This is a genomic window from Salmonella sp. A7 (assembly GCF_020181675.1).
In the GTDB taxonomy this organism is placed as follows: domain Bacteria; phylum Pseudomonadota; class Gammaproteobacteria; order Enterobacterales; family Enterobacteriaceae; genus Salmonella; species Salmonella enterica.
The window spans coordinates 3,782,968-3,795,886 of the sequence record NZ_CP084001.1 but is presented as its reverse complement, the minus strand read 5'-3'; the positions used below and the strand labels follow the sequence as shown (position 1 = coordinate 3,795,886).

At 50.4% G+C, this 12,919-nt stretch carries 11 protein-coding genes and 1 pseudogene; 8 read left to right on the top strand and 4 right to left on the bottom strand.

Annotated elements, in window-relative coordinates:
• Nucleotides 1-64: 64 nt before the first annotated feature.
• Nucleotides 65-1,207, bottom strand: coding sequence for a crotonobetainyl-CoA dehydrogenase (caiA, locus tag LCS67_RS18530; RefSeq protein WP_000347134.1), 1,143 nt, complete (start codon nt 1,205-1,207; stop codon nt 65-67).
• Between the two features lie 34 nt (nt 1,208-1,241).
• Nucleotides 1,242-2,759 carry an L-carnitine/gamma-butyrobetaine antiporter gene (caiT, locus tag LCS67_RS18525; RefSeq protein WP_000787073.1) on the bottom strand — a complete coding sequence of 506 codons (1,518 nt, stop codon included), beginning with the start codon at nt 2,757-2,759 and terminating at the stop codon, nt 1,242-1,244.
• A 480-nt stretch (nt 2,760-3,239) separates the two neighbouring features.
• On the opposite strand from caiT, the gene LCS67_RS18520 reads away from it, so the two are divergent.
• The 7 genes from LCS67_RS18520 to LCS67_RS18490 all read left to right on the top strand — a co-directional run bounded on the left by LCS67_RS18520 (nt 3,240) and on the right by LCS67_RS18490 (nt 9,110).
• Nucleotides 3,240-4,010 (top strand): electron transfer flavoprotein FixA, encoded by a 771-nt coding sequence (locus LCS67_RS18520; protein WP_000692185.1) that lies wholly within the window; start codon nt 3,240-3,242, stop codon nt 4,008-4,010.
• Between the two features lie 15 nt (nt 4,011-4,025).
• Nucleotides 4,026-4,967 (top strand): electron transfer flavoprotein subunit alpha/FixB family protein, encoded by a 942-nt coding sequence (locus tag LCS67_RS18515; protein WP_001032206.1) that lies wholly within the window; start codon nt 4,026-4,028, stop codon nt 4,965-4,967.
• Nucleotides 4,968-5,016: 49 nt separating this feature from the next.
• Complete coding sequence (locus tag LCS67_RS18510) at nt 5,017-6,303, top strand: FAD-dependent oxidoreductase (RefSeq protein WP_023251625.1); 1,287 nt, start codon at nt 5,017-5,019, stop codon at nt 6,301-6,303.
• Complete coding sequence (fixX, locus tag LCS67_RS18505; RefSeq protein WP_000203736.1) at nt 6,300-6,587, top strand: ferredoxin-like protein FixX; 288 nt, start codon at nt 6,300-6,302, stop codon at nt 6,585-6,587. Before LCS67_RS18510 ends, fixX begins: the two co-directional genes overlap by 4 nt.
• 147 nt (nt 6,588-6,734) lie before the next feature.
• Complete coding sequence (locus LCS67_RS18500) at nt 6,735-8,075, top strand: MFS transporter (RefSeq protein ID WP_001136169.1); 1,341 nt, start codon at nt 6,735-6,737, stop codon at nt 8,073-8,075.
• 88 nt (nt 8,076-8,163) lie between these two features.
• Nucleotides 8,164-8,394, top strand: a complete 231-nt coding sequence (locus tag LCS67_RS18495; RefSeq protein WP_001172089.1) for a YgdI/YgdR family lipoprotein — start codon at nt 8,164-8,166, stop codon at nt 8,392-8,394.
• A 299-nt stretch (nt 8,395-8,693) separates the two neighbouring features.
• Nucleotides 8,694-9,110 carry a hypothetical protein gene (locus LCS67_RS18490; protein WP_000767274.1) on the top strand — a complete coding sequence of 139 codons (417 nt, stop codon included), beginning with the start codon at nt 8,694-8,696 and terminating at the stop codon, nt 9,108-9,110.
• A gap of 223 nt (nt 9,111-9,333) precedes the next feature.
• Here the strand turns inward: LCS67_RS18490 and srfN are convergent, their stop codons facing one another.
• Nucleotides 9,334-9,624, bottom strand: a complete 291-nt coding sequence (srfN, locus tag LCS67_RS18485; protein ID WP_000745957.1) for a DUF1471 family virulence protein SrfN — start codon at nt 9,622-9,624, stop codon at nt 9,334-9,336.
• Between the two features lie 898 nt (nt 9,625-10,522).
• On the opposite strand from srfN, the gene LCS67_RS18480 reads away from it, so the two are divergent.
• Nucleotides 10,523-12,412 (top strand): sulfatase-like hydrolase/transferase, encoded by a 1,890-nt coding sequence (locus LCS67_RS18480; RefSeq protein ID WP_000066315.1) that lies wholly within the window; start codon nt 10,523-10,525, stop codon nt 12,410-12,412.
• A 351-nt stretch (nt 12,413-12,763) separates the two neighbouring features.
• On the opposite strand, the pseudogene LCS67_RS22870 reads toward LCS67_RS18480, so the two are convergent.
• A pseudogene (locus LCS67_RS22870) lies at nt 12,764-12,844 on the bottom strand (hypothetical protein); the annotation flags it as partial.
• Nucleotides 12,845-12,919: the final 75 nt, after the last annotated feature.

Here is a 12,919-nt window from a genome sequence, read left to right as displayed (position 1 = left end):
GCGCCATCCGGCATGATTGCCTGATGGCGACGCCCCGCGTCTTATCAGGCCTACAAGGGATCGATTAGCGGTATTGCTTAAGTACCGCACGACCCAACGTCAGGATCTGCATTTCATCAGAACCACCAGAAACACGGTCAACGCGCAGGTCACGCCAGAAACGCGTGATGCGGTGGTTGCCCGCGATACCAACACCTCCCAGTACCTGCATGGCGGTGTCTACCACTTCAAACGCGGCGTTGGCGCAGAAGTATTTGCACATTGCCGCGTCGCCGGAGGTAATAGTCCCGTTATCTGCTTTCCACGCGGCTTCCAGCAGCATATTTTTCATGGAGTTCAGTTTGATCGCCATATGCGCAAACTTCTCCTGAATCAGCTGGAAACGGCCAATAGCTTCACCAAACTGCACGCGCTGATTCGCGTAACGCGCAGCGTCTTCAAAAGCGCACATTGCGGTACCGTAGTTGGTCAGCGCGACGAGGAAGCGCTCATGGTCAAACTCTTCTTTCACGCGGTTGAAGCCGTTACCTTCCCGACCGAACATGTCTTTCTCGTCCAGTTCAACGTCGTCAAAGGTGATTTCACAGCAGCTGTCCATGCGCAGACCGAGTTTCTCCAGTTTGTTGACCTTGATACCTGCTTTGCTCATGTCCACAAACCACTCGGTGTAAACCGGTTTATCCGGCGATGCACCGTCTCTCGCCATGACCACGATGTACGGGGTATAGGCGCTACTGGTGATAAAGCACTTACTGCCATTGAGATAAACCTTACCATTTTTGCGTGTATAAGTGGTTTTCAGACTACCAACATCCGATCCCGCTCCCGGTTCGGTGATAGCAGAGTTCCACATCTGCTTACCGGTGCCCCGGAAGGCCATGATTTTATCAATTTGCTCCTGAGTTCCTTCACGCAGGAAAGTGTTAAAACCTCCCGGCAATTGGTACAACACGTAAGTTGGCGCGCCAAGACGTCCCAGCTCCATCCAGACGGCAGCGACGGTAACAAAACCCGCTTCCAGACCGCCGTGTTCTTCCGGGATCAGCAGGCTATCAATACCCATATCCGCCAGTGCTTTTACAAAACGCTCAGGGTAGACGCTGTCACGATCGCACTCGGCAAAATAAGCTTCCCAGTTCTCACTGGCCATCAGTTCGCGAATACCGGCGACAAACAGCTCCTGTTCGTCATTTAAGTTGAAATCCATCTTTCAGCCTCTTGATCAATTGGGTTAATAAGAATTACTTGTCTTTCCAGTGCACTTTGGCGTCTTTAATAAAGGACAGCGTCACCATAATGTTGACGAAGAACAGCGGGCATCCTCCGGCGATAATCGCGGTCTGAATCGGCTTCAACCCACCCAGCGCCAGCAGAACGATACCGATGATGCCGACCAGCACCGACCAGCCGATACGCACTAACAGAGGCGGCTCTTCACCATCGCGAACTTCACGACAGGTCGACATCGCCAGGGTGTAAGAGCAGGCGTTAATCAGCGTGACGGTGGCAATAAAGCAGAGGATGAAGAAGCCCCACATGGTGGCGGTGCTGAGCGGCAAGGCGGCCCAGGTTTCGATAATGGCGCGCGCCACGCCGTGTTGTTCAATCAACTGCGGAATGTTGAGGATGTTTTTATCCATCAGCAGCAGCGTGTTGCTGCCCAGCACTGTCCACAGGATCCAGGTAGACGCGGTCAGACCCATCACCATCCCGAAGCACAGTTCACGTACGGTACGACCACGGGAAATACGGGCCAGGAAGATACTCATCTGGATGGCGTAAATAACCCACCACGCCCAGTAGAAAACAGTCCAGCCCTGTGGGAAGCCGCCTTTACCGATGGCGTCGGTATAGAACAGCATCCGTGGCAGGTGCATTAACAGCATCCCGACGGAGTCGGTGAAGTAGTTCATGATGAAGCTGGCGCCGCTGACGATAAACACCCAGCCGAGCATCAGGAAGCTCAGGTAGCTACGCACATCGCTGGCGATTCTGACCCCTTTTTGCAGGCCGCAGGCCACGCAAATCGCGTTCAGAATGATCCAGCAGGTAATGATGATGGCATCCAATTGCAGCGTATGCGGAATACCGAACAGCCATTGCATACACTCGGTGACCAGCGGGGTAGCCAGACCGAGACTGGTGCCCATCGCGAAGATCAGCGCCACCAGGTAGAAGTTATCGACGATGGTACCGAACAACCCTTTCGCATGCTTTTCACCGACGAGCGGTACCAGCGTGGAGCTGGGACGGATGACATCCATCTTGCGTACAAAGAAGAAGTAGGCGAAGGCCACGGAAAGGAAGCTATAGGTTGCCCACGGTAGCGGCCCCCAGTGGAACAGGCTGTACGCCAGACCTATCTCTTTCGCGCCGGTGGAGTTTGGTTCCAGGCCGAACGGCGGGGTGGAGATATAGTAGTAGATCTCAATAGAGCCCCAGAACAGAACCGCAGCTGATGTACAGGAGGCGAACATCATGAAAATCCAGCTGGCGGTGCTAAACTCCGGTTTTTCGTCGCCTAATCTCTTTTTAGCATAGGGGCCAAAAACCAGCCAGAACCAGCCGAAGAGCATGACGACCATATACCATTCAAATGCCCAACCCCAGACGTTGGTGACATAACTGAATACCGCATTAATAACGACGTTAGCGGCATCAAGATCTCTGACTGTTAGCCAGCAAAGTATCCCGACAATTATTAATGGCGGAAAAAAAACCTTCGGTTCAATTCCCGATTTTTTCTTTTCATTTTTCATAAGTGAATTCCAGTGTGAAAACGAAATTTATTTAGCGTGCCAGTCCATGAACGTTTGTTTATTTATTATTAATGATTTGTTGATAAGTTTTTAACCTCTGGGACGCCTCAATGAGTAACTCATGATGGGTATTCACTTCGGGTGATTCTGTTATCTTCGTCACACTTTTTTGCGTTGATTATTTTGTGTCTAAATTTTGATTTTTTCTTTATTTATCAATTTGTTGGTTGTGGTTTTTTAACTTTTTTAAGTATCTGACGTTCAATATTGTTGAGCCAGCAAACAATATTGAAAATTTTCATATTTGGCATATTTCTTTCAATATTGGTGAGGTGCGTAACACTATTGAAAGTTACGAATATCAATGTGTGACATTTTCAATATTGGTGATTAAGGTTTTATTTCCGAATTAAAGAGCGTGATATCTGTATTTAACACCGCCGATATAAATACGTTTCCTTCATGATTTCTGGAGATGCAATGAAGATAATTACTTGCTACAAATGCGTACCTGATGAGCAGGATATTGCGATTAATAATGCTGACGGAACACTCGATTTCAGCAAAGCGGATAGCAAAATCAGCCAATATGATCTGAATGCAATTGAAGCTGCTTGCCAGTTAAAACAGCAGTTGGGAGACGCTCAGGTTGTCGCCATGAGCGTTGGCGGCAAAGCGCTGACTAATGCAAAAGGGCGCAAAGATGTCCTCTCTCGTGGCCCTGATGAACTGATTGTGGTCATTGACGATCAATTTGAGCAGGCGCTGCCGCAACACACCGCTACCGCGCTGGCCGCTGCCGCGCAAAAATCAGGTTTCGATCTGCTTATCTGCGGCGACGGTTCTTCCGATCTTTATGCTCAGCAGGTTGGTTTGCTGGTGGGCGAAGCGTTGAACATTCCGGCGATTAACGGCGTGAGTAAGATCCTCTCTCTTACCGACAGCACATTGACGGTAGAACGCGAACTGGAAGATGAAGTTGAAACGCTGAGCATCCCGCTCCCGGCGGTGATCGCGGTTTCCACCGACATTAACACCCCACAAATCCCTTCGATGAAAGCCATTCTTGGCGCGGCGAAAAAACCGGTTCAGGTCTGGTCGCCTGCGGATATCGGGCTGAACAGCGTACCCGCGTATTCCGCACAACAGGTTGCCGCACCGAAGCAGCGCGAGCGTCAGCGTGTGGTGATTGAAGGTGACGGTGAAGAACAAATCGCCGCGTTTGTCGAGAATCTGCGCAAAATCATTTAATTATCAGGGGATGTTATGAACAAATTTTCCAGTGTCTGGGTATTCAGCGATACCCCTTCTCGTCTGCCCGAACTGATGAGTGGCGCGCAGGCTGTAGGTGAAAAAGTTAACGCGTTCGTACTGAACGAAGCGGATAGCGCGACAGCATGTCACTTAGGCGCGGATCATGTCTGGCTGCTCAGCGGCAAACCAGAAGACCGCATGATCGAAGACTACTCTGCTGCGATGGCTGAGACTATTCGTCAGCATAGCGAGGGCGGCGCGGTGCTGCTGCCGAATACGCGTCGGGGCAAGCTGTTGGCGGCAAAGCTGGGCTATCGCTTGTCGGCTGCGGTTTCCAACGACGCCAGCGACGTCGCCCTGCAGGATGGAAAAGCGGCGGTTAAACATATGGTCTACGGCGGTCTGGCGATAGGGACAGAGACCATCGCTTCGCCGTTTGCCGTGATCACACTCAGCAGCGGAACGTTTGACGCACAACAACCGGATGCTTCCCGCAGCGGCGAGATGCACACCGTGCAGTGGCAGGCTCCGGCCACTGCCGTGACCCGCACCGCAACCCAGGCGCGTCAGAGCAACAGCGTTGACCTCGACAAAGCGCGTCTGGTGGTCAGCGTGGGACGCGGCATCGGCAGCAAAGAGAATATCTCGCTGGCCGAAGCGCTGTGCCAGACGATTGGCGCCGAGCTGGCCTGTTCTCGCCCGGTGGCGGAAAACGAGAAGTGGATGGAGCACGAGCGCTACGTCGGTATCTCCAACCTGATGCTCAAGCCTGAACTGTATCTGGCGGTGGGGATCTCCGGGCAGATCCAACACATGGTCGGCGCCAACGGCGCGCAGACGATTTTCGCCATCAACAAAGATAAAAACGCGCCAATCTTCCAGTATGCGGATTTTGGCATCGTTGGCGATGCGCTGAAGATCCTGCCTGCGCTGACGGCTGCCTTAGCGCGATAAACCATTTCGGGCAGGATGCGAAGGTATCCTGCCGCTGACAGGAGTACGTATGTCCGAAGATATCTTTGATGCCATCATCGTGGGTGCAGGTCTGGCCGGTTCGGTTGCGGCGCTGGTGCTTGCTCGCGAAGGTGCACAGGTGCTGGTTATCGAGCGCGGCAATTCTGCTGGCGCGAAGAATGTCACCGGTGGGCGCTTGTATGCACATAGCCTGGAACGCATCATTCCCGGCTTTGCGGATCAGGCCCCCATTGAACGCATGATCACCCACGAAAAACTCGCCTTTATGACCGACAAAGGGGCGATGACGATGGATTATTGCAACGACGAGGACGCCGCATCGTCGCAAGTTTCTTATTCCGTTTTGCGCAGTAAATTTGACGCCTGGCTGATGGAGCAGGCCGAAGAGGCGGGGGCGCAACTGATCACCGGTATTCGCGTCGATAACGTCGTTCAGCGTGATGGCAACGTCGTGGGCGTGGAAGCCGATGGCGATATTCTGGAAGCCAAAGTCGTAATCCTCGCTGACGGGGTGAATTCTCTGCTGGCTGAAAAGCTGGGCATGGCCAAACGCGTTGAGGCATCGCATGTTGCTGTCGGCGTGAAGGAACTGATCGAACTGCCGAAGTCGGTCATTGAAGATCGTTTCCAGTTACAGGGCAACGAAGGTGCCGCCTGTCTGTTTGCCGGGGCGCCAACCGATGGTCTGATGGGCGGTGGCTTCCTGTATACGAATGAAACAACCCTTTCCCTGGGGCTGGTCTGTGGACTTCATCATCTGAAAGACGCGAAAAAATCGGTCCCGCAAATGCTGGAAGATTTCAAACAGCATCCGGCAGTTGCGCCGCTGATCGCCGGTGGCAAGCTGGTGGAATATGCCGCACACGTTGTACCCGAGGCGGGAATGAATATGCAGCCTGAACTGGTGGGCGATGGCGTACTGATTGCCGGGGATGCTGCCGGCATGTGTATGAACCTCGGCTTTACCATCCGTGGTATGGATCTCGCCATATCCGCAGGCGAAGCGGCGGCGAAGACGGTGCTTTCGGCGATGAAGCGCGACGATTTTAGCAAGCAATCGCTGGGGGAATACCGTCAGCATCTGGACGAAGGTCCGATGCGCGATATGCGTATGTATCAGAAACTGCCGGCTTTTCTTGATAATCCCCGCATGTTTACCGCTTATCCCGAAATGGCGGTCAATATCGCGCGCGACCTGTTCACCGTGGATGGCTCCGCGCCGGTGCCCATGCGTAAAAAAATCCTGCGCCATGCGAAGAAAGTGGGCTTCATCAACCTGATGAAAGATGGCCTGAAAGGAGTGACCGTATTATGACATCTCCCGTTAATGTGGACGTCAAACTGGGCGTCAATAAGTTCAATGTGGATGAAGACAGCCCGCACATCATTCTCAAAACCGATCCTGATAAACAGGCGCTGGAGGTGCTGATTAAGGCCTGTCCGGCGGGACTGTATAAAAAGCAGGACGACGGCAGCGTTCGTTTTGATTACGCCGGGTGCCTGGAGTGCGGAACGTGCCGGATCCTCGGCCTTGATACGGCGCTGGAAAAATGGGAATACCCGCGCGGGACGTTTGGCGTGGAGTTCCGCTACGGCTAATAAGTACGAAGTTGTGCCCCCGTTGGCCGGATAAGATGCGGTAGCGTCGCCATCCGGCAATCATGTGGCGCCAATGCCGGATGGCGGCGGAAACGCCTTATCCGGCCTACAGATGACGCTTTGCCCGTGTTGAAACAGGACATCACCATGCCGCAGCCCAGGAACTTTGACGACCTTAAATTCTCCTCCATCCATCGCAGAATTATGCTGTGGGGAAGCGGCGGCCCGTTCCTTGATGGCTACGTGCTGGTGATCATTGGCGTGGCGCTGGAACAACTGACGCCGCTATTGCACCTTGATGCTGAATGGATTGGCGCGCTCGGCGCGGCTACGCTTGCCGGACTGTTTATCGGCACCTCGTTGTTTGGCTATATTTGCGATAAAGTCGGGCGGCGTAAAATGTTCCTGCTTGATATTATCGCTATCGGCGTTATCTCCGTGGCGACCATGTTTGTTTCCACGCCGCTTGAATTGCTGGTGATGCGCGTTTTAATTGGCATTGTTATCGGCGCGGATTACCCTATCGCCACTTCCATGATTACGGAGTTTTCCAACACCCGCCAGCGTGCGTTCTCCATCGGTTTTATCGCCGCGATGTGGTACGTCGGCGCGACCTGCGCCAACCTGGTGGGTTACTGGCTGTATGACATGGAAGGCGGCTGGCGCTGGATGCTTGGCAGCGCCTTTATCCCGTGCTTAATCATTTTGATTGGCCGCTTTGATCTGCCGGAATCGCCACGCTGGCTATTGCGAAAAGGACGGGTAAAAGAGTGCGAACAAATGATGATCAAACTGTTCGGCGAACCGGTCTGCTTTGACGATGAGCCGCCGCAGGAGACCCGCTTCCTGCAACTGTTTAATCGCCGTCATTTCCCGTTTGTACTGTTCGTTGCGGCTATCTGGACCTGTCAGGTAATCCCGATGTTCGCTATCTATACCTTTGGGCCGCAGATCGTCGGGTTACTCGGCTGGGAGCAGGGGCGCAACGCGGCGCTCGGCAATGTGGTGATTAGCCTCTTTTTTATGCTGGGCTGTATACCGGCGATGTTCTGGCTAAACAGTATTGGCCGTCGCCCTCTGCTTATTGGCAGCTTCGCCATGATGACTATCGCGCTGGCGCTGCTGGGGCTGGTGTCAAATCTGGGCATCATACTGGTCGTGGTGGCGTTTGCGGTATACGCCTTCTTTTCCGGCGGGCCGGGCATACTGCAATGGCTTTATCCTAATGAACTCTTCCCGACGGATATTCGCGCTTCGGCCGTGGGGGTCATCATGTCATTAAGCCGCATCGGAACCATTGTCTCCACCTGGGCATTACCGATTTTTATTACTCGTTACGGCATTAATAACGTCATGCTGATTGGCGCGTTGATTTCGTTAGTCGGGCTTGGCGTATCGGTGATGTTTGCCCCGGAAACTCGCGGCTTGACGCTAACACAGACCGGAAACATGACTTTGCGCGGAACGCCATCGGATAACCCTCGTTAAGAGTGTTCTGCATTTCTCCTTGCTTTTCGCCAATAACGCTACAGTTAACAGTCACATGCTAAAACAACTGAAAAGCAGGGAGAACACCATGCAAAAACGTCTTATGACCGCACTGTTTACCGCAGCAACACTATTCACCGTCGCAGGATGCTCTTCTAACCAGGCGGTTGAAACCACGGATGGCAAAACTATTGTCACCGACGGGAAACCCGAGGTCGATAACGATACCGGTATGGTGTCTTACAAAAACGCCGCCACCGGGAAAACCGAACAGATTAACCGCGATCAGCTGAAAAATATGAGCGAGCTGGATAATTAATTCAATTTTTTCTGATTAGCCGCTCAATAATATTCTCTCTTTATGCGCATCCATTTATTCCCATGCGAATAAACGGATGCCTGAACAGGCAGGGACGCCGGAAAACGTCGAAATACGTTAGACCATTCGCCCGTGTTCCCGCTTTCCCCACCGCGCTGTCCGCTTACATGAGGTTACACTCATCGACATTTCTCTGAACAGCGGCTCAACATTTCCCGGAAAAAAACATATCGCAGGGCATTTATCCTTATGATTAGGTATAAATGACCAGGTATAAGGAACAGGAGTCTGTAATGAAACTGAAACTAATACCTTTTTATTTGCTCGCGCTATTTTCTGCCGCCTCCGGAGCTACGGAGATAAACGCCTGCAAAGACCTGATCGGAACATGGAAAACCACGGCAGATAACCCGCCTTATACCATGACAATATTGCCGCCAGTAGAAGGCTGCGGGGAAAAATGTGTGAAACTGAACGTACAGTATGAACTTGACGTGACTCACCGCAACGCGCTTTATTGCCATGAAGGACAAGAGGGGGTAAAAGGGCAGGGCCCCATGGTGATAGCATTTGAAGGGGCGTATGGTGGACACGCTATTGGAACCTATAACCGACAGCTGCAATTACTTTGGGCTGGCGTAATACCGAAAAATAAAAAGGGGAAATGGATAACGAAAATGGAAAATTACTGGTTCAGGCAGGTAAAAGCGCACTAAATATTACCTTAAAACAGCCCGCAAAACCGTCTTATTCACGAAGGGCTTACTGCCTGCGCGCGCACATTCCAACGGCTTGCCTGCCCCGGATGAACTGTTGATAAAAAAGAGGGCCAGCATCTGTTTCCAGACGGCCCTGAGTGGATTGTGACGGAACATGGCACCTTGCTGGCGCTCTCTTATTATTTCATGCCTGTGCCCTCGTTATGGCGCAATCAGAGCTTTATTTCGTCGCATCGTTATAAACTTCGGCAACGGCTTCAAAATTCGGACCATGCTCACGTGCAGCGATAATATGGTAATATTTTCCGCCTTTCGCATCGGCTAATGCTGACAGTTTTTCGCGTAGATCAGAGGGTGAGGAAATCTGCCCGCCACTCTGGGACACATTTATGGTGCCGACCTTAACCAGTTTGAAGTGGCTGATTTCTTGCTTAGAGACCTGCTCTGCCGCAAGCGTGCTGAATGAAGCAACCGTTGCCAGTAATGCGGCGGCAATAATGCGTTTTTTCATGGTTCTGTTCCTGTTGCATTGATGATAAGGTTTGCGCAATATCAGTAATCCGTAACGAAATTATTTATCCCCTTCATACTTCAGGTTGCTTACGGGTTGGCTACGGATTACTCGGCCCACCTATGGGCCTCGCCCTGACGGGCCGTCGCACGCGACGTTCAAATCTGCTCCCGGCAGATTTGCCGCTCACCCCAGTCACATAATTATCTATGCTCCAGGGGACTCACTCCCTTGCCGCCTTTAAGCAACTCGAATTATTTTGGGTATATAACCTCGGTTGATTATCTGAAAATAGACTTATTTGGTGTGACCGTCTTATATCTTGTTATAGTCACCTCTTTATGTTGTTGTCAATGTAAAATAATGCACTGTCAGTTAAAAAGAAACTTAACCCCCTGTAAATAATAGTTTTTATATTATTTCTTGTAATGACGGAATTTTTATTGAATCACGCGGCAATACGATAGTTTTATTCATAAGCAATATAACAGAATTGAGTTATGTTTTAATTTCCCAGAGTGATATTACCGGTTGTATGTCTATGGTTGCGCGGCCTGTTACTGATAGTGTTTCTTTCGGGGAGATTTTCTTGTAGCGGCATAGGGTAATCACCGTAGCTGAAGGGAAAAGGCACGAACACAGCGCTATAGAGTATGTTTAATAATGTATTTTTTTATGAAGTAATGTCTGCAGTTGTATCTCTAAAATAAAAACAATGAACTTTTCATCTAAATAATTTTTCAGTGAATTATGGTTGTTTATTAATATATTTCTAATTTGAAATACAAATCAATTTATAACACATATTCTTACCCGGAAGGCATTGATACATATCCACGTTTCCTCGTACAGTAATAAATGAATATGTGATAAAGTTACTGACTACAGGTATAATAATATGAGTAATAAAAAAAATCTGTCCGCAGAAGAGACGGATCTTACGCGTAGGAAACTGTTAACCAGTGCCGGTATTCTTGCCGCAGGCGGTATGTTATCCGGCGCGGTAAAGGCTGATGAAAAATGCGCCGTCAAGGCGAAACCGGCGTGGGATAAACCGTTTACCGGCGAAATCCCGGAAAAATTGCCAGAAGGATATAATATTCTGTTAGTCGTGACCGACCAGGAGCGTTTTTTTCCTACGTTTCCTTTCCCGGTACCCGGCAGAGAGCGGCTCATGAAAACGGGGGTGACATTCTGTAATCATCAGAATACCAGTAATGTCTGTACGCCTTCCCGCTCCGTATTGTATACCGGCTTACATATGCCCCAGACAAAGATGTTTGATAATCTGGGATTACCCTGGATGCCTTATGACCTTGACCCCGCTCTTGGAACCACAGGCCATATGATGCGGGAACTGGGATACTATACGGCCTATAAAGGTAAGTGGCATCTTACAGAAAAACTGGAGAAGCCTTTGCCTGACGAAAAAGATGAGGATATTGATGTCGGGGATATTCCTGAACCAGAATTACATAAAATTATGGAAAAATATGGTTTTGCTGACTATCACGGCATCGGCGATATTATTGGCCATAGTAAAGGCGGCTATTTTTATGATTCAACCACCACGGCTCAGACTATAAATTGGTTAAGATGCAAGGGGCAGCCCTTGAATGACCAACACAAGCCCTGGTTCCTGGCCGTTAACCTCGTTAATCCTCATGATGTCATGTTTATTGATACCGATAAAGAGGGAGAAAAGGTACAGTGGCGTGGCGAGTTGGATCAGGATGATAATACCCTGGCGCCCACGCAGCCGCCGGAAAACGAGCTTTATCAGGCAAGCTGGCCGAACTATCCGCTGCCGGCAAACAGGCATCAATCATTCAATGAGCAGGGAAGACCGCCGGCGCATCTTGAATACCAGACGGCGCGCGCTGCGCTGGAAGGGCAGTTTCCTGATGAAGATCGTCGTTGGCGTAAACTGCTTGACTACTATTTCAACTGTATCCGCGATTGTGATACTCACCTTGACCGGATATTAAATGAACTTGATGCCCTCAAGTTAACTGATAAAACGATTGTTGTATTTACTGCCGATCATGGCGAATTAGGCGGAAGCCATCAGATGCACGGTAAAGGCGCTTCCGTTTATAAAGAACAGATCCATGTACCGATGATTATTTCCCACCCGGCGTACCCCGGTAATAAGAAATGTCAGGCGTTGACCTGTCATCTTGATATCGCGCCGACATTAGTTGGGCTGACCGGTTTGCCGGAAGAAAAACAGCACCAGGCGTTAGGCAACCGCAAAGGCGTTAATTTTAGCGGATTGCTAAAAAACCCGGAAGGCGTTGCGGTTAATGCGGTGAGAAATGCCAGCTTATATTGCTATGGCATGATCTTGTATACCGATGCCCATTATCTCCACCGCGTTATCGCGCTACAAAGAGATAAACAAAAAACGGTGGCGCAAATCAAGCAGGAAATATCCCATTTGCATCCTGATTTCAGCCATCGTTCAGGGACGCGGATGATTAACGATGGCCGTTATAAGTTTGCACGCTATTTCTCGCTAAGGGAGCATAATACGCCGGAAACCTGGGAGGATCTTATTAAGTACAACGATCTTGAACTTTACGATCTTAAAAATGATCCCGATGAGAACCATAACCTTGCTGCTGATAAACAGAAATATCAGGATCTCATTCTTACGATGAATGAAAAACTGAATAAAATTATCAAAGACGAAATTGGCGTGGATGACGGCAGTTTTATGCCGGATGCGGCCCATGAGCCGTGGGATCTTACTATTGAGCAGTTTAACCGCATGGCGAAAGATTAAGAGCCTGGCCCATTAGGCTATTTTATTCGCCATTTTGGGACCGGGCAGTGCTCAAAATCCTCACGTACTACGTGTACGCTCCAGTTTCTGCGCGCTGGTCGGCCCCAAACTGGCTTCAACAATTACGCCTGGTGGGCCAGGCTCTAAGTATCTGACCCATTAGGTTAATTTATGCGTCGGCGATCTGGCATCCAGCGTGTCTGGAGGTTCAGATGCTGTTGGCGCTGCGCTTATTGGGCCTGTGTCATCATGTAATGGATTTATATTACAGTCATTACAGGCAAATTTAGCGCAGCGCCGCCCGACAAGAAGGCCTTAAACCGATTTGTCAGCGATTTAAGGCCGCCATCATCACCGACCTTTCCACACCGGATCGCGCTTTTCCGCAAACGCCTGCGGCCCTTCGAGAGCGTCTTCCGGGGGCAGGATGGCGTCAACCCTTGCTGGCGTTAATTCAATTTTTTCTGGTTAGCCGCTCAATAATATTCACTATTAGCCTGGCGAATT

Coding starts and splice junctions, on each gene's coding strand:
- caiA (WP_000347134.1), bottom strand. CDS start 1,207: ATGGATTTCAACTTAAATGACGAACAGGAGCTGTTTGTCGCCGGTATT.
- caiT (WP_000787073.1), bottom strand. CDS start 2,759: ATGAAAAATGAAAAGAAAAAATCGGGAATTGAACCGAAGGTTTTTTTT.
- LCS67_RS18520 (WP_000692185.1), top strand. CDS start 3,240: ATGAAGATAATTACTTGCTACAAATGCGTACCTGATGAGCAGGATATT.
- LCS67_RS18515 (WP_001032206.1), top strand. CDS start 4,026: ATGAACAAATTTTCCAGTGTCTGGGTATTCAGCGATACCCCTTCTCGT.
- LCS67_RS18510 (WP_023251625.1), top strand. CDS start 5,017: ATGTCCGAAGATATCTTTGATGCCATCATCGTGGGTGCAGGTCTGGCC.
- fixX (WP_000203736.1), top strand. CDS start 6,300: ATGACATCTCCCGTTAATGTGGACGTCAAACTGGGCGTCAATAAGTTC.
- LCS67_RS18500 (WP_001136169.1), top strand. CDS start 6,735: ATGCCGCAGCCCAGGAACTTTGACGACCTTAAATTCTCCTCCATCCAT.
- LCS67_RS18495 (WP_001172089.1), top strand. CDS start 8,164: ATGCAAAAACGTCTTATGACCGCACTGTTTACCGCAGCAACACTATTC.
- srfN (WP_000745957.1), bottom strand. CDS start 9,624: ATGAAAAAACGCATTATTGCCGCCGCATTACTGGCAACGGTTGCTTCA.
- LCS67_RS18480 (WP_000066315.1), top strand. CDS start 10,523: ATGAGTAATAAAAAAAATCTGTCCGCAGAAGAGACGGATCTTACGCGT.